The organism is Enterobacter sp. DC1 (assembly GCF_000568075.1).
Classification (GTDB): Bacteria; Pseudomonadota; Gammaproteobacteria; order Enterobacterales; family Enterobacteriaceae; genus Enterobacter; species Enterobacter asburiae.
The window spans coordinates 200658-219371 of record NZ_AZUA01000006.1 but is presented as its reverse complement, the minus strand read 5'-3'; the positions used below and the strand labels follow the sequence as shown (position 1 = coordinate 219371).

Below are 18714 nucleotides of genomic sequence, written 5' to 3'. Positions count from 1 at the left end.
CCCCTCGAACACTTTTTAAGCCGTATAAAAACAGGCTGGGACACTTCACATGAGCGAAAAATACGTCGTCACCTGGGACATGTTGCAGATTCACGCACGCAAACTGGCTGCGCGTCTGATGCCTTCCGAACAGTGGAAAGGCATTATTGCCGTCAGCCGTGGCGGTCTGGTACCGGGGGCGCTGCTGGCACGTGAGCTGGGTATTCGTCATGTCGATACCGTTTGCATCTCCAGCTATGACCATGACAACCAGCGCGAGCTGACCGTGCTGAAACGTGCGGAAGGCGACGGTGAAGGCTTCATCGTTATTGATGACCTGGTAGATACCGGCGGTACTGCGGTCGCTATCCGCGAAATGTATCCGAAAGCACATTTCGTCACTATCTTCGCGAAACCTGCTGGTCGCCCGCTGGTTGACGATTACGTGATTGATATCCCGCAGGATACCTGGATTGAACAGCCATGGGATATGGGCGTGGTCTTCGTACCGCCTATTTCAGGCCGTTAATACCAGTACGTAACTTTACACGCCCGGCTATGTCGGGCGTTGTTCTTTTTGGCCTGCCACGCGTTACAATAGTCTTCATATGACGTATTCATGGAGGCAACGCAATGACGCAGGCGAATCTCACCGAGACTCTCTTCAAACCCCGTTTCAAACACCCTGAAACGTCGACGCTGGTTCGTCGCTTTAATCCGGGTACCCAGCCTGCCGTCCAGTCCGCGTTAGACGGCAAAAACGTGCCTCACTGGTATCGCATGATTAACCGCCTGATGTGGATCTGGCGCGGTATTGACCCCCGTGAAATCCTTGATGTGCAGGCACGTATCGTGATGAGCGAATCTGAACGGACCGACAGCGAGCTTTACGATACGGTGGTGGGCTACCGTGGCGGCAACTGGATCTATGAGTGGTCGAAACAGGCGATGCTCTGGCAGCAAAAAGCCAGCCAGGAAGAGGACGCCACGCGCAGCGGCAAGCACTGGCTGCATGCGGCCAATCTCTACGCCATTGCCGCGTATCCACATCTGAAAGGTGATGAGCTGGCGGAGCAGGCCCAGGCGCTGGCGAACCGTGCTTATGAAGAGGCGGCGCAGCGTTTGCCGGGCCAAATGCGCGAGCTTGAGTTCAGCATTCCAGGCGGCGCACCCGTCACAGGGTTCCTGCATATGCCGGAAGGCGGCGGCCCGTTCCCGACCGTGCTGATGTGCGGGGGGCTGGATTCGCTGCAAATTGATTATTACAGCCTGTATGAGCGTTACTTCGCACCAAAAGGGATCGCGATGCTGACGCTTGATATGCCCTCAATCGGTTTCTCATCCAAATGGAAACTGACGCAGGATTCCAGCCTGCTGCACCAGCATGCGCTCAAAGCGCTGGAAAACATTCCGTGGGTTGACCACACCCGCGTGGCGGCATTCGGCTTCCGTTTCGGCGCGAACGTCGCGGTGCGTCTGGCTTATCTTGAATCTTCACGCCTGAAAGCCGTCGCCTGCCTCGGCCCGGTCGTTCACGCCCTGCTCAGCGATCCTGCACGTCAGGGGAGCGTACCTGAAATGTACCTTGATGTGCTGGCCAGCCGTCTTGGCATGCATGATGCATCAGACGAAGCGCTGCGCGTTGAGCTCAATCGCTACTCGTTAAAAACGCAAGGATTGCTGGGACGTCGCTGCCCAACGCCGATGCTGTCTGGGTTCTGGAAAAACGATCCGTTCAGCCCGGAAGAAGAGTCGCGATTAATCACTTCGTCATCTGCGGATGGCAAATTGCTTGAGGTGCCGTTCAGCCCGATCTATCAGAATTTCGACAAATCACTGAAAGAGATTACGCGCTGGATCGCTCAGAGATTGTGTTAATAGATTGCTAAATTTCGCTGGTTTGGTAAAACAGTGGCTTCACAAAAGGAGATCGCAATGACGTTACCGAGTGGACACCCGAAAAGTAGACTGATTAAGAAGTTTATGGCTCTCGGCCCGTATATTCGAGAAGAGCAGTGTGAAGAGAATCGCTTTTTTTTCGACTGCCTGGCTGTATGCGTCAACGTGAAGCCTGCACCCGAAAAACGTGAATTCTGGGGCTGGTGGATGGAAATGGAAGCAGAGGAAAAACGCTTTACGTATAGCTACCAGTTTGGCCTGTTTAATAAAGACGGCAACTGGCAGGCCACCTCTATTAAAGATCAGGAAGTGATTGACCGCCTGGAATATACGCTAAAAGAGTTCCACGATAAGGCTCGCGCACTGCTGGCTAGCCTGGATCTCAAGTTCGAACCCGCGGATGACTTTTCCAGCGAAGCGGTGAAGCTGACTGCCTGATGGTGTCACAGCGCCGGGTGGCGGCTTCGCCTTACCCGGCCTACAAAAACTGATGGTTTTCTCCCTCTCCCTGTGGGAGAGGGCCGGGGTGAGGGCACCAGACCGCATGAATCCCCCAACAAAAAAACCGGCATCAAGCCGGTTTTTTTATTTCGCATCATCAGAACTGGTAGGTCATACCCAGTGCAACGATGTCATCGCTGCTCACGCCCAGTTTATTTTTGTCGTCAATCTGGTTGATTTTATAATCAACAAAGGTGGACATATTTTTGTTGAAGTAATAGGTCGCGCCAACGTCAATATATTTCACCAGATCTTCGTCGCCAATACCTTCGATATCTTTGCCTTTAGACTGGACATAGCCCAGGGAAGGGCGCAGACCAAAGTCGAATTGATATTGCGCGACAACTTCAAAGTTCTGCGCTTTATTTGCAAAGCCGCCGGAAATTGGCGTCATATTGCGGGTTTCAGAATACATTGCAGCCAGATAAATATCGTTTGCATCATATTTCAGACCGGTTGCCCAGGCTTCTGCTTTCTGGCCCTGGCCACGCGCCAGCAGGTTCTGAGCGTTGGTGCGGTCAGAGTTGGTGTAGGCACCGCTGACGGCGAAATCGCTGCCGCCGAAGTCATAGGTCAGAGAGGTACCAAAACCGTCACCGTTCTGTTTCTTGGCGTCACGGTTTTCGTTTTTCCCCTGGTACTGCAGCGTCATGTCCAGACCGTCAACCGCGCCGAAGAAGTCGGTGTTGCGGTAGGTCGCAAGGCCAGTAGCACGCTTGGTCATGAAGTTATCGGTCTGCGCGGAAGAGTCACCGCCGAATTCAGGGAACATATCGGTCCATGCTTCGACGTCATACAGGGCACCCAGGTTACGGCCGTAATCCAGTGAACCAAAGTTTTTCAGCTTCAGGCCAGCGAACGCCAGACGCGTCTTCTGAGAAGAGTCGCTCTCAGCTTTGTTACCTGCAAATTCAGATTCCCAACGACCATAGCCCGTCAGCTGATCGTTAATCTGAGTTTCGCCTTTAAAACCGAAACGAACGTAAGTCTGATCGCCATCTTTGGTGGCATCATCACTGATGTAGTGCATGGCTTTCACTTTGCCGTACACGTCCAGTTTATTACCATCTTTATTATAAACTTCAGCTGCGTGAACGGATGCAGAAGCCACTACGCCCATAACCATTAATGCCAGAGTGCTCTTTTTCATTTTCGATCCTGTCTTATAAACGCGCTAAAAAATTCGCTGGACGATAAGCTCATGCTTAAGTCCCGTGAAAAAACAGAAAGGGTTTTATCGTTCTGGAATGAAACTTTTATGACAAACTAAGAATAATTTTAAAAAACTGTGATTTATTATTTCGGTAATAAAAGTGTCAAACTTTCCCGCTAGGCTTCCTGATCCCGCGCAACAAAGTGTTTCGCGATGTGCTAAGGCAGTTGGCAACGGGGCTGACTCCTGTTAAAACGTTCGTTCGACATTACTTTCCCTTATCGTTGAACGGCAGAGAATCATGAGTGACAGCCAGACGCTGGTGGTAAAACTCGGTACCAGTGTTTTAACAGGCGGATCGCGCCGCCTAAATCGCGCCCACATTGTTGAGCTTGTACGTCAGTGCGCTCAGCTGCATGCCGCAGGGCATCGTATTGTGATTGTGACCTCCGGGGCGATTGCCGCCGGGCGTGAACACCTGGGTTATCCCGAACTCCCCGCGACGATCGCTTCCAAGCAGCTGCTGGCCGCCGTGGGGCAAAGCCGACTCATTCAACTCTGGGAACAGTTGTTCTCCATCTATGGCATTCACGTCGGGCAGATGCTGCTGACGCGTGCGGATATGGAAGACAGAGAGCGCTTCCTGAACGCCCGCGATACCCTGCGCGCGCTGCTGGACAACAATATTGTTCCGGTCATTAACGAGAACGATGCCGTTGCTACCGCTGAAATCAAAGTGGGTGATAACGATAACCTCTCGGCGCTGGCCGCGATTCTGGCCGGTGCCGATAAATTACTGCTTCTGACCGATCAGCAGGGGCTGTTCACCGCCGATCCGCGTTCTAACCCGGAAGCCGAGCTGATTACCGACGTTCACGGTATCGACGATGCGCTGCGCGCCATCGCCGGTGACAGCGTTTCAGGCCTGGGAACGGGCGGAATGGGGACCAAGCTGCAGGCCGCTGACGTAGCGTGCCGCGCCGGTATCGACACCATTATTGCAGCGGGCAGCCGCCCCGGCGTGATTGGCGACGTGATGGAAGGCATCTCCGTCGGCACCCGCTTCCACGCCCAGGAATCGCCGCTGGAAAACCGCAAGCGCTGGATATTTGGCGCACCTCCTGCTGGCGAACTCGTCGTCGATGAAGGGGCAACCGCCGCGATTCTGGAACGAGGAAGTTCATTACTTCCTAAAGGAATTAAAAGCGTGACAGGCAACTTCTCCCGTGGTGAAGTGATCCGTATCCGTAACCTCGAAGGCCGCGACATCGCCCACGGCGTAAGCCGCTATAACAGCGATGCCCTGCGCCGCATCGCGGGTCACCACTCGCAGCAGATCGACGCCATTCTGGGCTATGAATATGGCCCGGTTGCCGTGCATCGCGATGACATGATTATTCGTTAAGGAGCCAGAACATGCTGGAACAAATGGGCGCCGCCGCGAAGGCCGCCTCTTATAAACTGGCGCTCCTTTCCAGCCGCGAGAAAAACCGCGTGCTGGAAAAAATCGCTGATTATCTGGAATCCCAGTCTCAGGAAATTTTGCTCGCCAACGAGCAGGATCTGCTGGAAGCGCGTCGTAACGGCTTGAGCGAAGCGATGCTCGACCGTCTGGCGCTGAATCCGGCACGCCTGAAAGGCATCGCCGACGATGTGCGTCAGGTCTGCAATCTGGCTGACCCGGTAGGGCAGGTCATCGACGGCGGGCTGCTCGACAGCGGTTTACGCCTTGAGCGCCGCCGCGTGCCGCTCGGCGTTATCGGCGTTATTTATGAAGCCCGTCCAAACGTGACGGTGGATGTTGCGTCCCTGTGCCTGAAAACCGGTAACGCCGCTATTCTGCGCGGTGGGAAAGAGACATGGCGCACCAACGCCGCGACGGTGAAAGTCATTCAGCAGGCGCTGGAAGAGTGCGGATTACCGGCGGGTGCCGTACAGGCGATCGAGAGCCCAGACCGCGCGCTTGTCAACGAAATGCTGCGCATGGACAAATACATCGACATGCTGATCCCACGCGGCGGCGCGGGCCTGCACAAGCTGTGCCGCGAGCAGTCGACGATTCCGGTGATCACCGGCGGTATCGGCGTGTGCCATATCGTGGTCGACGACAGCGCTGAGATTGAACCGGCGCTGAAGATTATCGTGAACGCGAAAACCCAGCGTCCAAGCACCTGTAACACCGTAGAAACGCTGCTAGTGCATCAGGATATTGCGAACACCTTCCTGCCGGCTCTGAGCAAACAGATGGCAGAGAGCGGCGTGACGCTGCATGCTGACGCCAGTGCGCTCGCACTGCTTCAGAATGGCCCGGCTAACGTTGTTCCCGTAAAAGCGGAGCAGTACGACGACGAGTTCCTGTCACTGGATCTGAACGTGAAAATCGTTGCCGATCTCGACGACGCCATTGCGCACATCCGTGAACACGGCACGCAGCATTCTGACGCGATCCTGACGCGCACCCTGCGCAATGCCGATCGCTTCGTGAACGAAGTGGATTCTTCAGCGGTATATGTGAATGCCTCCACCCGCTTCACCGACGGCGGCCAGTTCGGCCTCGGCGCTGAGGTGGCGGTCAGCACGCAGAAACTGCACGCGCGCGGTCCGATGGGTCTGGAAGCGCTGACTACGTACAAGTGGATCGGCTTCGGTGACGATACGATTCGTGCGTAAATAATTACGGGTGATGCAAAAATAGCCGTTTGATTCAAAAGGGCATTGACGCATCACCCGGATAGATCTAACCTTTTGCCCCGTGGTTACCCTCGTAACCGGCCTCTCAGGGCCGATATAGCTCAGTTGGTAGAGCAGCGCATTCGTAATGCGAAGGTCGTAGGTTCGACTCCTATTATCGGCACCATTCTAACGTCTCCCCAAGTCTACTAAAGTTCACTGAAACCCTTTATACTCTGCGCTTTACAGCCCCTTTTAGTATTTCTCCGTCTACTAAAGTTCCCTGAAATCTACGGTCGTTTGGGGGTACTTATGGGGGTATATGCTGTTCGGTCTAGAGGAGGTACCCCCAAGTGAAACTAAACGCCCGGCAGGTGGATGCCGCCAAACCTAAAGATAAGCCTTACAAGCTGGCTGATGGTGGTGGTTTGTATCTCCTGATTAAACCTAATGGCGGCAAATACTGGCGGCTCAAGTATCGTGTAGCCGGCAAAGAGAAGCTGTTAGCGCTTGGTGTGTATCCTGAAGTCACATTGGCCGATGCTCGGGCAAAACGTGAAGAAGCGAAAAGGGGTATCGCTGGGGGTATCGATCCTATGGAAGCGAAACGGGAGGAGAAGATTGCCCGTGAAATTCAGTTAAACAACACCTTCAAAGATATTGCCCTTGAGTGGCACAGCAGCAAACTAAAAAAATGGTCTGCTGGTTATGCTTCAGACATCCTCGAAGCCTTCAATAAAGATGTGTTCCCATACATTGGCAAAAAACCAATAGCCGAAATCAAACCGCTTGAACTGTTGAATGTGCTACGGCGCATTGAAGGGCGCGGCGCTACCGAAAAGGCAAGAAAAGTTAGGCAGCGCTGTGGGGAAGTTTTCCGTTACGCAATAGTCACCGGTCGAGCTGAGTATAACCCCGCCCCGGATCTCACCAGCGCGATGCAAGGGCACGAGTCCAATCATTTTCCTTTCCTCACACCTAAAGAATTGCCTGATTTCTTCAATGCGTTGTCAGGATATTCAGGAAGCGAGTTAGTAGTTTTGGCTGCTCGTTTGCTGATTATCACCGGATTGCGTCCCGGCGAACTCCGTGGGGCATTTTGGGATGAAATCAATATCATTAAGGCGGTCTGGGAAATACCCGCCTCACGCATGAAAATGCGTCGCCCTCATGTGGTGCCGTTGTCCAGGCAAGCTCTTACGCTTATTGGTCAGATCCAAGAGCTAACAGGCAATTACCCGCTTGTGTTCCCAGGCCGTAACGATCCGCGAAAAACAATGAGTGAAGCCAGCATAAACCAAGTCTTTAAGCGGATTGGCTATAACGGAAAAGTCACCGGGCACGGTTTCCGGCACACCATGAGTACCATCCTGCACGAACAGGGCTACAACACCGCGTGGATAGAAACGCAGCTGGCACACGTCGACAAAAACTCTATTCGAGGCACGTACAACCATGCGCAGTATCTGGATGGTCGCCGCGAAATGCTCCAGTGGTATGCCGACTATATGGAAGCGTTAGAAAACGGCGAAAATGTCGTGCATGGAACGTTTGGGAAAAGCGCTTAACTGTATGTATAGACAGTGCTAATTGACAGTAGTAGACTTCTGTAGACGTATAAAGAATAAGGCTATGTCTAGGCTGATCCCCGAAAACCCGTACACCTCTGCGGGCTGACGTAGCCGCCAAAATTAGAGGACGCGAGGCGGCGTTAATGGTCAACTACGATAAAGAAAATTGTGAACCATTTCAGCGGTATTTTGCATATTACACCGTAGAACAGATGGCAATGTTGTGGTGTGGAATTGAACCAAATGACTTTAACGAAGTAATAGGTGAATGTACGTATCCTCGTAGGGCAATCCCTAAGCATCCGTATATATCATGCCTTGAATTTAGAGCCGCAGCCATAATGGACGCCATCGAAGCTAAAGAGGTGGCTGTGGGGCGTGATGGTAAATGCCATGCAATTAGTGATGATCACATAGCGCCTGAGCGGCGTACTGTGCTTCTCAAAGATTTTAAAGAGTGGTTAATCAAGACCTTCCCTAACGAGAAGCCAAAACTGATTTTTGATGAAATTGAGAGAAATTCTCATTCATCAATTACCGTCGAAGTTTATCAAACACTTCTCGCTGACCGTGATCATCTCCAGGTAAGGATTAACAACGCAGAAGAAGTGTTTAAGAAACAAAAAAGAGAATTAGAAGCCCTTAAGGGGGAAAATAGTTCGCTCAAACACATGGTCGATAATGGCGTAGGCGGCATGGATGCACGCAGCGAGCGGTCGTACTTAAATGTAATTGGTGGGTTGTTATCGATTATGTTAGGAGAGTCGCCTGGCGGGCAAAAATATTCGGTGTTTAATAATCAAGCGGCTATTATCAGCGCATTGCTTGGGCATCATGAAGGGAAGTACGGTATCAGCGCTACAAACCTTGATAAAAAATTTGCTGATGCCAATCGGAGTATAAAGGAGTAACCCCTATAGGGGGAGCTTTGCCCCCTATAGCAATGATTTGTTGTGCCCTATGTTTTCTAATTGCTCCTGTAGACGTCAATCAACTACAGGAGCAGTTAGAATGTCTAATACACTGATTCGCCTTCCCGAAGTTCAGCGCCGCACCGGCTACAGTAAGGCGTGGATCTACCGCCTTATTAGCCAAGACCGTTTTCCTTCAGCCGTTAAGATAGGCTCTCGCGCGATTGCATTTGTCGAAAGCGAAGTTGACGAATGGATAAGCCAGCGTATCGAAGAACGTGATGCGATAATTTCCACAAAACCTCAACTGTAACTTAGCCCGGGAAATTTATTATGACTAACAAAAATGCCCTAGCCGGGCAGGGTTTCGCTCAACCTGAAAACAGCAGCGATGATATTTCGGTCATTAAATTTGAGGCCGCGAAAGTCCGTATTGTTAAGATCAACGGTGAACCGTGGTTCGTTGCAAAAGATGTTTGCGCGGCGCTGGAACTATCCAATTCGCGCATGGCGTTGCAAGCTCTGGATGATGACGAGAGAAATACCGTAACTTTAACTTACGGTATTCGCGGGAACCCAAATCATAGCGCTGTCTCTGAATCTGGTTTCTACAAGCTGATCGCCCGCAGCCGTAAAGCTATTACGCCGGGCACATTCGCCCATCGTTTCAGTAATTGGGTATTTCGCGAGGTTATCCCTTCTATCCGCAAAACTGGCTCTTATGGTGTGCCGTTCGCGTTCCTGAACGACTTTAGCCGGCGCATGGCGGCTTATCAGCAGGAGGCTAGCAAACGCGGGTATAAGTTGCAGCAGTGTAAGGGGGCAAAAGAAGCTCTTGAACAAGAGGAGGTTCAGCTGTGGCGTAAGTATCAACCCGAGTTACTGAAGGAAGATAGCGATGAATAAAAAGGCAGGAAGAAGCCGGGATTTTTACCCGGCAGAGAGCATGCTTAATCAGCCCTTTGGCTCGATACCACGCTGCTGGAGTTCCTTGCGAATAATTCTCTTAAGCCATGCGGCTAGAGACTCATCACCATCTTGCTGTTGCGCTCGTTCCATCATCTCTCGAAGCTCTGGATCAAGCCGAAATTGGAATGGAGGATTGCCTCGTCTCTCGTTTTTGTGTGTTGACACGTCAATTACACCCGATGTAATGTGTTTATGTGTAATGACACATTACACACAGGAAATGAAAAAGACAACGCCCCGAAGTGCGGGAACACTTTCAGGGCGTCTAACCAAAACGTTAGTTGAGGTAACATTATGGCTTGCACTAAGTCTACCCAAACACGCCCTGAATTTACATGGCGTTTTCTCACCTTGGGTGAATTCACAAATCAGATCGTCAATGTTACTGCTTCCACCGAGCGCGAAGCCCGCGAAAAAACGCCAGAAGGATGTGTCTGTATTCTGGCGTGTCGTTTTCGCGTTGAGGAGGTACAGCATGTTTAACCTCCAGACCCTGACAGCAAAAGCACGCGAACTGCGCGGTAACGTGGTAAAAGCCACTACCACGAAGGGCACCCGCACCATGACCCCCGTTTACGAACGGGAAGAGCAGCGCAAACTGCGTGAACGCATCCAGCAGACTCAGCCGGACTGGGTTTTACTCTGGTGGGATATTGCGACCGTTACCGGCTGGCGTACCAGCGACGTGTGCAACTTCCGTTACTCCTGCATCAACTGGGAAACCGGCATTGCCACAATCATCGTAGCGAAGCAGACCAAAGCAGCGGAAGCCAGAGCGACCCGTAAGGGGATCGAGATTGTTCGCCAGCAGCGTAAGGACGCTGCCCGGCTTGCTGGCGATCACATTGCCTACATGCACTGGGATAGCGTGAACTGCGACGAACTGGCCGCCGGCATGACGGAAGAAGAACAGGCGATCGTGTTTGAGCTGGTGGCAAAGGCTGAAGTTAAGCACGATACCAAACAGCTGCCGCCGGGCATCATCAAGCGGCTGCGTGAACGCATGGAGCGCAATCTTATCGGGGACGACCTGGTATTTTCCCGCAGCCAGATTGAAAGTAACCGTTGCCAGTCTCTTGAAGGTAGCGTGAGCCGCCAGACAATCTGGAAGAAACTGCACAACGTCATGGTGTGGTTTACGCGCGTCGTAAACACGCGTCTGCGCCTGAGTGCCTACTCCAGCCGCAAAATTGCCGCCTTTAATCTCATGTCCGCCGGCGGCGAACAGGGTTTGCTGGTCGCCTCTGAAATGCTCGGGCACAGTAACCCGGCAATCACCCGAACTTACCTCCAGTTAGGCAGTAAAGCCTCCGCCATTCAATCCCGTCTGGCCATGGAGGTATCTGTATGACAACGGTTATCCCGATTTGCCGTCTCAGCGCTTTTCTAGATCACGTATCTGAGCAATTAAATAGTGCGCGATATTGTTTTACCAGCCAGTCATTAAGGGACGGGGAGGGGAAATTATGACTCCTGTTTACGATCTGGTTCGCCGGGCCGACGGCAAAAACGTTTTCAGTTTCCCGGCCGGCGGCCGCTATCTGGTGGACACGTCAAATGGTCTTCAGTCGATGCGCCCCCTTATGGACGACGAGATCATTTTTACGGTGGAGAGTGCCGCGCGCTTTCTGCGGAAAATTGGTTATCAGGTAATCCCGCCAGCGGCGTGAGGTAAAAAATATGACGATTAAAAATTCCGGCTTAGCTGCTGGTGGCCGCGCTCACCCTGAAATCAGGCCGGGCGATAAATGGAAGGACAGTCGGGGCAACATCGTAATTATCGAAAGTTACCGATTCGACAGAGTGACATATTGCCGCGAAGGGTACAGCTCACCGTGTTTTTGCACGCCAGAAAGACTGGTGCGGGAGTTTGAATTTGTTTCTTCCGCGCCGGGCACCGGTGGAACAGATATCGATCGAATTATGCGGGTGCAGGGCATCGAACGAATTCGGGTTATGCGGGAAATCATCAGGGAGCGAGGGAACAGAAAATGAAGAATGCACCAAACCTTAAAAAGCAGCCGGCGGATCTCATGGAGGAGTCAATCATCTTTGCCGGCGCTGATGCCTGGACGTTCGCCAAAGCATGGCAGGAAATGAACCCGATTGGCGACACGGTGCCTCCGGTTGTGCTGGATAAAAAGCAGCTGGCGGAGCTGGAGAATATCCGCATTGTGGATGATGGCCGGCTCTATGCCCGGGTTTGCCGCGGCGGGCATCTGACCGAACGGCAGATAACCATTCTCGCGACAAAGCTGGCGGTGGCCGGCGTGGAGCGCGCGCAATTCTACTCTGAAGGTTATCAGCTTCTGGAGGACTGGACGCCACAGCTGCCGCGCCTCAAAGCCGATGCGGAAGCCGGCAAAAGCATGGTGATCGGCAAACCGCTGACGGATGTAAACCTTCGCGACCTGGCTGATAACGAAAAGGCGCTCATACTGGCCGCACGTTACACCGGCATTGCGATCCATGAAAACAGCGAAGGCGTATACGTCTACCGTTCGGGCATCTGGGAGAAAGCGTCACTGCTTGAGCTGAGCCGCGAAATGGTGGCTATCTACAACGAGAACAAAACCAACTTCAGCAAGCGCGCGATCAACAACGTTATCGACGCCCTGAAAATCGTTATCCCGGTAATGGGGGAGCCGCGGCGCAGCCTGATCCCCTTTGCTAACGGCGTCTACGATATGGAAACCGGCGTTTTCTCCGAACACAGCCAGGATAACTGGCTGACCAACCATAACGGCGTGACCTACACGCCGGCGGTGCCGGGCGAAAACCTCCGCGACCACGCGCCGAACTTCCATAAGTGGCTAAGTTACGCATCAGATAGAGACGCAATTAAGATGCAGCGCATCGCTGCAGCGCTCTTTATGGTGCTGGCGAACCGGTACGACTGGCAGCTGTTCCTCGAGATAACCGGGGAGGGCGGCAGCGGGAAAAGTGTCTTTACCCATATCGCCACGATGCTGGCCGGCGCGCATAACACCGCCAGCGGGAACATGGCGGCGCTCGACAGCGCGCGTGGGCGGGCGCAGTTCGTCGGCAAGAGCATGATAACGCTTCCTGACCAGCCTAAATATTCAGGAGAGGGCACGGGGATAAAAGCGATAACCGGCGGGGATGCGGTGGAGATAGACCCGAAACACGAGCACCAGTACACAGCCGTTCTGCGGGCGGTGGTTGTGGCCACGAACAACACGCCGATGATTTTCACCGAACGTGCCGGCGGGGTATCCCGGCGCCGCGTAATTTTCCAGTTTAACCGGCGCGTCAGCGAAGAGGATAAAGATCCAGACCTGGCAGAAAAGATATCCTCTGAAATTCCGGTAGTGGTTCGCCGGCTGCTGGCGAACTTTGCGAACCCGGAAAAAGCGCGGGCGCTTCTGCTGGAGCAACGGAACAGCGAAGAAGCTCTGGAGGTGAAGCAGAAAACGGACCCCCTGTACGCCTTCTGTGCGCATCTGGAGCGCCTGGCTGATTGCGTGGGAATGCTGGTGGGCAACCGTAACCCGCCTCATCGCCCCCGCATGTACCTCTATCACGCTTATCTGAAGTTTCTTGAGGCGAACGGTTTCGAGAAGCCGCTGACGCTGAATAAATTCTCTGAGGGAATGGAAAGCGCCATGCGGGAGTTTAATCATGAGTACCGCAAGGAGAGAAAGACCCGCGGCGTGGTGACGAACGTCGAACTTTCAGAGAGTGCGGAGGACTGGCTGCCGCAGGCGCACCCGTTAGCTGAGGAAAAAAGATGAATGTTTAGCTAAATATGGCGAAAGGTGTTCATAGTGTTCATTGATTGGTTAAAGTTCAATAAAATCAATAAGATTGACTATGAATACCTTCGTGTAAGGTATTCATAGGGTATTCATAGTGTTCATAGGTCACTTTAAATATGTGCTCATAAAGTAAACAGAAATATGAACACCATGAACACTTATAACCCCTGTATGTAGACCGGTGTTCATAGGTTAATTTATTGTTTTGTATGTGATTTATCGCCTTTGTGAACACCATGTATACCTTGAGGGCAAATTCTTTAAAACGCATCCACTCTTTTCACGTTGTGGACCCCTGCTATTTCATTAATATCGTTTCATAAATCGCAATTGATCATTTGGTTGTTGCGATTAATGGAACTTTAACGGTCGCTATAACAGGGGGCATCATGAGCAAGGTTAACGTTAAGCCCGTTCTGCTGAACGGGGAACAGATTCAGGCTCTGAAAACCATTCAGGAGAGGGAGCGCCAGAAATCGGGCATGGGGATCGCGCCGTCAATCCATGCTGTTGCGCGCAAGGTATTTGATGCGGGGCTGTCAAAAATGGAGGCAGGGCAATGAGCTACTCAATCAAAATTGGGAAACACAGCATCGAGCTGGCGGGTTATGCCGGTAAGGTTGTTGCGCCAAATACTCAGATGGCCACTTTATTCCGTGGTATGGCGGTCGAACTCACCAGCCTGAGGACAACGGCGCAGCAGGCCGAAGCTGAGGCGGATTTGCTGGACGTTATCCGCAACGATCCGGATCTGAACGAACAGGCAAAAAATCGCAGGGCAGGTGAAGCCCGGAACCCGGAAACGCTCAAAGACTTTACCCGCGGGGTGGCAGCTGTAAGCGAGCAGGCCGCAAACATTCTCGATTACCTGAAGAACAAGCTCGCTCCGGTTAATCCACTGGCATCTGATGATGTTCAGGGATTCATGCGTGACAGTGAAATGCGCCTGGCATTCGCCCGACTGGATCGCCGCAGCCAGGAAAAAATGCTGCTGTCGATGCACAGTGGAAAGCATCAGGAGCTGGCGGACGCCTTACTAAGGGCGCACGCTGTGTGTTCGGGACTGGATACGGAACAGCTAAAACGTCTCGGCTTCTCCCGTATTGCATCAGAGAACGGGCAGGTGATTAACGCGGTTGCCGAGCTGGTCGACGCGGTAAGGAAGGACGTCGCACAAATTACAGCTGTCCGAACCTGGTATAACAATCTCGTTTACGGGAAGAACGACGATCCATCAGAAGTTCTGCCCCGCATGACCGGCCTTGATCAGTTAAGCGAACATGTCAGCGCGATGCTCAAAGGCAGCCAGCGGCAGACACATTCAGAAGAGAAGCAGGCCGCCTGAGAGCGGCTTTTTTCTGCCCGGAGGGAAACATCACGATGCTGTTAAGTAAATCAGCCTACGCCAGGCATATGGGCGTCAGCCGGCAAACTGTTTATGGCTGGATAGCCCGCGGTGAAATTGTAATTTCAGGCGATAAGGTGGATGTCGAAGCATCGCAGGCTAAACAAAATTCTGCTGGTGCTGGCGAACACCAAACTGAAATGACGTGGGCGCAGGCCGCCGCGTGGGTATGGGGGCATGACGGCGGGAAAGAGCTGCCGGCTGATATTAATGCTGGCCAGCGAATAGAGGCAGCAGCCGCTGAGCTGGGTTTTGATGTTCAGCACGAGCCCGATGAACCATTGCTGATTCTCTTCCGGCCGGATGAAGAAACCCACAGCTTCTATGGCAAAGACCGTGCAGCAGGCGCTTTACGGTTTCTTCGTTCCGAGCTGGCTTACGTTGCCACAATGCACCCCGATACGCTGGATGACTGGAACAAAACTGGTTTAATGTCACTCTGCCTGCTGGACGGCGAAAAACTGTAAACCCCCCAGCCCCTCAAACTTGACACTTTTTCGCGAGAAACTGGGAAAAGTGTCAACCCAACCTAACGGATCCTGACGCCCACGAACAGCTGTTGCAGCAGAAGTGTAAAGGGCTGGCGTTGAGATTTGTTGAGCCTTAGCTGTTAGCTTTTGTTAATCCTGATGCGAAGCAGGGCAGGTGTCCGCCTGTTATGGTTTGTTATGCTTTACTAGGGAAAACTAGGGGGAAAGTGTCAACCTCTCCCCCTTTAGAAAACTTCAGGTACAACTCGTTGGTTGCATCTGTCAAAACCTGTCATCCGCTGGCTATACCAGCGGGAATTTTTGGCTCTAAACGCTCTAAGTTACAGTTGATGTGATCAGTTAATTTTATCTGATCCGTCCAAATTTAACTTAAGTTCCACTTTAACAAGAGACAACCTAACAAATCGGAGGTGAATTCTTTGTTGATTTGATAAATGAAATGTGGCATGAATGTTTTTTTATTTGAAATTTCAACGATAAAGGATCTCGTTTTATGAAATTAATTACTGACATGGAAGCTGATGAAGCTAAGGACTTTTTCTTAAAACATAATAGCTATTGCAGTTTTCCACTGCCCGTTTACTTTGACTTTTCCCCGCTTTTAGATGCAGTAGATAAATCACTTAAAAGAAAACGAAATGGCATCAAGGATATTGGATATAAAAAAGCATGTGAATACGAGGATGTTAATTACACTCTCCAAACTAATAAGGATGGTCATTATTCGTGGAGGCCATTTGATTTAATTCACCCAGCAATATATGTTCATCTGGTAAATAAAATAACCGAGGAGGATGCTTGGGAGTTATTACTTGAGCGATTTTCTGTTTTTAGTCTCAATGATAAAATTACCTGTGCAAGTTTACCGAGAGAGTCTGATAATGAAGATGTTTCTGATAATGCTGAAACAGTGTCAGGATGGTGGCGAGATGTAGAACAAGCATCTATCAATAAGGCCTTAGACTTCAAGTATTTATTTACTACAGACATAGCAAATTTTTATCCATCAATTTATACGCATTCTATTCCTTGGGCAATACATACAAAAGAAGAGGCCAAAGGTATTAGAGGTGATGATGCGAATCTCGGAAATCGCATCGATCACGCATTAAGACAGATGCGTTGGGGGCAGACAAATGGCATCCCACAAGGTGCCGTTCTGATGGACTTTATTGCAGAAATAATCCTCGGTTACGCTGATGAATCTCTAACAGAGAAGTTAGAAGAAGAAGATATTACGGAATATAATATTATTAGATATCGCGATGATTATAGAATTTTTACACAAAGTAAAGAGGATGCTGAGGCAATAGCGAGACACCTAACTGTAATTCTACAAAAATTGGGTCTTCAACTTAACGCTTCTAAAACATCGCTTTCCGAGGATATAATTCTCAATTCGATGAAAACGGACAAGCAAGAAGCTTTAATGCTTTTTGGAAAAAATGTGTACGCCACAACTATTCAAAAAACGCTGTTAAAACTTTTAATTTTTTCACGGAAGTATAAAAATTCTGGGCAACTCCCTAAATATCTCTCTAAAATAAATAAACGTTTGGAACGGATGAATGAATTAAAAGAAGATGTTTTACCGATAATAAGTATAATTACAGACATAATGGTTAACAATCCACGAACTTTTCCATCATGTGCACTAGTTCTTAGTAATGTACTGAAATTTGTGGAAGAAAATGATCAAAAAATTGAGCTGTTATCACAAATCAGAAGTAAATTCGAGCCTGTCTTGGGCACCGGGATTTTAGATATCTGGTTGCAGCGAATTTCTTATCACATTGATAACTCGATAGATTATGATGAGAAGCTTTGCTCTGTCGTATCTGGTGAGTATGATGAGCCTCATGAGCAAATATGGAATTCAGAATGGATTACCGACAACAATTTTAGAAATGTCGTTTTAGCTACAGAGTTTATCGATTCAGATGAGCTTGAAAACTGTGAGTCAGTAATACCAGAAGATGAGGTTGTACTTTTCCCGTATGACCATGAGTTTGAAGATGAAGATCTCGATGATGAAGATTAAACATTATAATATGTTATGAAATTGCTGGAGTAATTCTAGTTAAGGGGTATATCCCCTTAACTAGAATACTGCGGGGGATATACAAAGTGGTCTGGGGGTACTTTTGGGGGTATGTTAAAAGGTGTTACGATAACAAACTCATTATAAATCAAGGCTATAATGTGTTATGATGTGTTCCTATTATCGCACCATTTCAAACTCTTCCCAAGCCTACCGAAATCAAGTAAAAGCTAATATAGTGCGGTTTAAAGTCCGTATTATACCCCTGTTATCAACTGGACTTACCCGGAATCAAGTTTTAGTTGGAGGCATTCTATGTTCGAGCCAGGGATATTACCCAATGAGGCTTAATGCGTGATAGGTTGATACTACTAAACCCAGAGAGAAAGCATGCCAGCTGGCGGATGGTGCTGGTTTATTTCTTAAGATTGTCCCTTCGGGTTCCAGATACTGGAGGATAAAATATCGTTTCAATGGAAAAGAGAAGCGTATGGCTTTTGGTGTTTATCCAGCAGTTTCCCTTGCACAAGCGAGGGCGCTACGTGATGAAGCCAAGAAAAAAACTGGCCGAGGGTATCGAACCATCTTTTGCCAGGAAATAAGAAAATCGTGTTCGCGATGTGCAGCTCAACAACACGTTTCAGACTGAGGTACTTGAATGACACGGAATGAAGGTGAGCCGGCGTTCAAAAGATAAGCCTCTGACAATATCGAAGCCTCCAATAAAGATATTTTCCCCTATATAGACCAGCAGTCGGTGAATGAAATCAAGCCCTTGCTTTGCTGAATGTACTGCGTCGAATGGAAAGCAGTGGAGCGACATCGTTATTGTTGCCGATAGTAAATCTTGCCTACTCAAAGTTAAGCTTCTAGTCACTCAAGTAATTGGAGAACAAATATAAGTCCGATTCGAGTTCTTTCTTCTCGTTCATCTGTTGATTCACCGCAATCTTCTGGAGGAGGATTCAGGTCCCTGATCGGTTCTTATCGTAGCCAGACCTGTAAGCCTGCATGCACGATATTGCGACAGACCGGTCGCATCACACATCAATACCACAGCTTCCCGCTTCTTGTCTGTCGTCAGTACTTTCGAACTTGAGCCACCTGAAGTGCCTCCTTATCCAACATGGCTTCGACAAGCAGCTTCTTGAGGCGGGTGCTCTCCTCTTCAAGCGGCTTTAGCCGCTTCACCTCAGGAACTTCCATGCCACCAAACTTCCTGCACCGGGTATAGAAAGTGGCGTCTGAAATGGCATGCTTGCGGCAGAGTTCGTGGGCATAAATCCTGGCTTCGGCATCTCGGAGAATACTGATGATCGGTTTGTCTAAAATACGCTTCTTCATA

The 18714-nt window shown here is 50.4% G+C and carries 20 protein-coding genes, 1 tRNA gene and 2 pseudogenes; 20 read left to right on the top strand and 3 right to left on the bottom strand.

What is annotated here, in order from left to right:
- Positions 1 to 49 precede the first annotated feature (49 nt).
- From gpt to crl, 3 genes are all read left to right on the top strand, one after another.
- Complete coding sequence (gene gpt / locus P346_RS04975) at positions 50 to 508, top strand: xanthine phosphoribosyltransferase (protein ID WP_010427903.1); 459 nt, start codon at positions 50 to 52, stop codon at positions 506 to 508.
- Positions 509 to 612: 104 nt separating this feature from the next.
- Positions 613 to 1857: an esterase FrsA gene (gene frsA, locus P346_RS04980; RefSeq protein ID WP_032661687.1), complete on the top strand. Its 1245-nt coding sequence runs from the start codon at positions 613 to 615 to the stop codon at positions 1855 to 1857.
- Between the two features lie 57 nt (positions 1858 to 1914).
- Positions 1915 to 2316, top strand: a complete 402-nt coding sequence (gene crl / locus P346_RS04985) for a sigma factor-binding protein Crl (protein ID WP_032661686.1) — start codon at positions 1915 to 1917, stop codon at positions 2314 to 2316.
- A 160-nt stretch (positions 2317 to 2476) separates the two neighbouring features.
- On the opposite strand, the gene phoE is transcribed toward crl, so the two are convergent.
- Positions 2477 to 3529, bottom strand: a complete 1053-nt coding sequence (phoE, locus tag P346_RS04990; RefSeq protein ID WP_024909471.1) for a phosphoporin PhoE — start codon at positions 3527 to 3529, stop codon at positions 2477 to 2479.
- A 304-nt stretch (positions 3530 to 3833) separates the two neighbouring features.
- Between phoE and proB the strand changes: the two genes are divergently transcribed.
- The 7 genes from proB to P346_RS05025 all read left to right on the top strand — a co-directional run bounded on the left by proB (position 3834) and on the right by P346_RS05025 (position 9590).
- On the top strand, positions 3834 to 4937 hold the full coding sequence (proB, locus tag P346_RS04995) for a glutamate 5-kinase (RefSeq protein WP_008501877.1): 1104 nt from the start codon (positions 3834 to 3836) through the stop codon (positions 4935 to 4937).
- Positions 4938 to 4948: 11 nt separating this feature from the next.
- Positions 4949 to 6202, top strand: a complete 1254-nt coding sequence (proA, locus tag P346_RS05000; protein ID WP_032661683.1) for a glutamate-5-semialdehyde dehydrogenase — start codon at positions 4949 to 4951, stop codon at positions 6200 to 6202.
- A gap of 111 nt (positions 6203 to 6313) precedes the next feature.
- Positions 6314 to 6389 (top strand) — tRNA-Thr (locus P346_RS05005).
- 166 nt (positions 6390 to 6555) lie between these two features.
- On the top strand, positions 6556 to 7770 hold the full coding sequence (locus P346_RS05010) for a tyrosine-type recombinase/integrase (RefSeq protein WP_032661682.1): 1215 nt from the start codon (positions 6556 to 6558) through the stop codon (positions 7768 to 7770).
- Positions 7771 to 7916: 146 nt separating this feature from the next.
- Positions 7917 to 8684, top strand: a complete 768-nt coding sequence (locus P346_RS05015; RefSeq protein WP_032661679.1) for a hypothetical protein — start codon at positions 7917 to 7919, stop codon at positions 8682 to 8684.
- A gap of 100 nt (positions 8685 to 8784) precedes the next feature.
- Complete coding sequence (locus P346_RS05020) at positions 8785 to 8997, top strand: helix-turn-helix transcriptional regulator (protein ID WP_032661677.1); 213 nt, start codon at positions 8785 to 8787, stop codon at positions 8995 to 8997.
- Positions 8998 to 9017: 20 nt separating this feature from the next.
- Positions 9018 to 9590 carry a BRO-N domain-containing protein gene (locus P346_RS05025; RefSeq protein WP_032661674.1) on the top strand — a complete coding sequence of 191 codons (573 nt, stop codon included), beginning with the start codon at positions 9018 to 9020 and terminating at the stop codon, positions 9588 to 9590.
- Positions 9591 to 9638: 48 nt separating this feature from the next.
- On the opposite strand, the gene P346_RS23615 is transcribed toward P346_RS05025, so the two are convergent.
- Positions 9639 to 9818 carry a hypothetical protein gene (locus P346_RS23615; protein ID WP_086519776.1) on the bottom strand — a complete coding sequence of 60 codons (180 nt, stop codon included), beginning with the start codon at positions 9816 to 9818 and terminating at the stop codon, positions 9639 to 9641.
- A 129-nt stretch (positions 9819 to 9947) separates the two neighbouring features.
- Here P346_RS23615 and P346_RS22720 point away from each other — a divergent pair, with 129 nt between their 5' ends.
- From P346_RS22720 to P346_RS23610, 10 genes and pseudogenes are all read left to right on the top strand, one after another.
- Positions 9948 to 10136, top strand: a complete 189-nt coding sequence (locus tag P346_RS22720) for a host cell division inhibitor Icd-like protein (protein ID WP_071531908.1) — start codon at positions 9948 to 9950, stop codon at positions 10134 to 10136.
- Entirely contained in the window at positions 10129 to 11004 is an 876-nt protein-coding gene (locus P346_RS05030; protein WP_032661672.1) for a tyrosine-type recombinase/integrase, read from the top strand. The genes P346_RS22720 and P346_RS05030 overlap by 8 nt, the downstream gene beginning before the upstream one ends.
- 115 nt (positions 11005 to 11119) lie before the next feature.
- The gene (locus tag P346_RS05035) at positions 11120 to 11323 is read left to right on the top strand and encodes a hypothetical protein (RefSeq protein WP_020686326.1); all 204 of its coding nucleotides are present in this window, start codon (positions 11120 to 11122) and stop codon (positions 11321 to 11323) included.
- A gap of 10 nt (positions 11324 to 11333) precedes the next feature.
- A complete protein-coding gene (locus tag P346_RS0121885; protein ID WP_032661669.1) occupies positions 11334 to 11648 on the top strand; it encodes a DUF4222 domain-containing protein in 315 nt (104 codons plus the stop codon).
- Positions 11645 to 13408, top strand: a complete 1764-nt coding sequence (locus tag P346_RS05040) for a DNA primase family protein (protein ID WP_032661666.1) — start codon at positions 11645 to 11647, stop codon at positions 13406 to 13408. The genes P346_RS0121885 and P346_RS05040 overlap by 4 nt, the downstream gene beginning before the upstream one ends.
- A gap of 413 nt (positions 13409 to 13821) precedes the next feature.
- Positions 13822 to 13995, top strand: a complete 174-nt coding sequence (locus P346_RS23470; protein WP_014830800.1) for a hypothetical protein — start codon at positions 13822 to 13824, stop codon at positions 13993 to 13995.
- The gene (locus P346_RS05045) at positions 13992 to 14777 is read left to right on the top strand and encodes a hypothetical protein (RefSeq protein WP_032661663.1); all 786 of its coding nucleotides are present in this window, start codon (positions 13992 to 13994) and stop codon (positions 14775 to 14777) included. The genes P346_RS23470 and P346_RS05045 overlap by 4 nt, the downstream gene beginning before the upstream one ends.
- A 35-nt stretch (positions 14778 to 14812) precedes the next feature.
- On the top strand, positions 14813 to 15304 hold the full coding sequence (locus tag P346_RS05050; protein WP_032661661.1) for a DNA-binding protein: 492 nt from the start codon (positions 14813 to 14815) through the stop codon (positions 15302 to 15304).
- 517 nt (positions 15305 to 15821) lie between these two features.
- On the top strand, positions 15822 to 17369 hold the full coding sequence (locus P346_RS05055) for an RNA-directed DNA polymerase (protein WP_032661658.1): 1548 nt from the start codon (positions 15822 to 15824) through the stop codon (positions 17367 to 17369).
- A 397-nt stretch (positions 17370 to 17766) separates the two neighbouring features.
- Positions 17767 to 18191, top strand: a pseudogene (locus P346_RS23610) (tyrosine-type recombinase/integrase); the annotation flags it as partial.
- Positions 18192 to 18360: 169 nt separating this feature from the next.
- Here the strand turns inward: P346_RS23610 and P346_RS05060 are convergent.
- Positions 18361 to 18713, bottom strand: a pseudogene (locus P346_RS05060) (transposase); the annotation flags it as partial.
- Between the last annotated feature and the right edge of the window lies 1 nt (position 18714).

Bases quoted from the DNA above. Each gene is read 5' to 3' on its own strand.
- P346_RS05040 (WP_032661666.1), top strand. From the start codon at position 11,645: ATGAAGAATGCACCAAACCTTAAAAAGCAGCCGGCGGATCTCATGGAG.
- P346_RS05020 (WP_032661677.1), top strand. From the start codon at position 8,785: ATGTCTAATACACTGATTCGCCTTCCCGAAGTTCAGCGCCGCACCGGC.
- P346_RS05045 (WP_032661663.1), top strand. From the start codon at position 13,992: ATGAGCTACTCAATCAAAATTGGGAAACACAGCATCGAGCTGGCGGGT.
- P346_RS0121885 (WP_032661669.1), top strand. From the start codon at position 11,334: ATGACGATTAAAAATTCCGGCTTAGCTGCTGGTGGCCGCGCTCACCCT.
- P346_RS05025 (WP_032661674.1), top strand. From the start codon at position 9,018: ATGACTAACAAAAATGCCCTAGCCGGGCAGGGTTTCGCTCAACCTGAA.
- proA (WP_032661683.1), top strand. From the start codon at position 4,949: ATGCTGGAACAAATGGGCGCCGCCGCGAAGGCCGCCTCTTATAAACTG.
- gpt (WP_010427903.1), top strand. From the start codon at position 50: ATGAGCGAAAAATACGTCGTCACCTGGGACATGTTGCAGATTCACGCA.
- crl (WP_032661686.1), top strand. From the start codon at position 1,915: ATGACGTTACCGAGTGGACACCCGAAAAGTAGACTGATTAAGAAGTTT.
- frsA (WP_032661687.1), top strand. From the start codon at position 613: ATGACGCAGGCGAATCTCACCGAGACTCTCTTCAAACCCCGTTTCAAA.
- P346_RS05030 (WP_032661672.1), top strand. From the start codon at position 10,129: ATGTTTAACCTCCAGACCCTGACAGCAAAAGCACGCGAACTGCGCGGT.
- P346_RS05035 (WP_020686326.1), top strand. From the start codon at position 11,120: ATGACTCCTGTTTACGATCTGGTTCGCCGGGCCGACGGCAAAAACGTT.
- P346_RS05015 (WP_032661679.1), top strand. From the start codon at position 7,917: ATGGTCAACTACGATAAAGAAAATTGTGAACCATTTCAGCGGTATTTT.
- P346_RS23470 (WP_014830800.1), top strand. From the start codon at position 13,822: ATGAGCAAGGTTAACGTTAAGCCCGTTCTGCTGAACGGGGAACAGATT.
- phoE (WP_024909471.1), bottom strand. From the start codon at position 3,529: ATGAAAAAGAGCACTCTGGCATTAATGGTTATGGGCGTAGTGGCTTCT.
- P346_RS05050 (WP_032661661.1), top strand. From the start codon at position 14,813: ATGCTGTTAAGTAAATCAGCCTACGCCAGGCATATGGGCGTCAGCCGG.
- proB (WP_008501877.1), top strand. From the start codon at position 3,834: ATGAGTGACAGCCAGACGCTGGTGGTAAAACTCGGTACCAGTGTTTTA.
- P346_RS05055 (WP_032661658.1), top strand. From the start codon at position 15,822: ATGAAATTAATTACTGACATGGAAGCTGATGAAGCTAAGGACTTTTTC.
- P346_RS22720 (WP_071531908.1), top strand. From the start codon at position 9,948: ATGGCTTGCACTAAGTCTACCCAAACACGCCCTGAATTTACATGGCGT.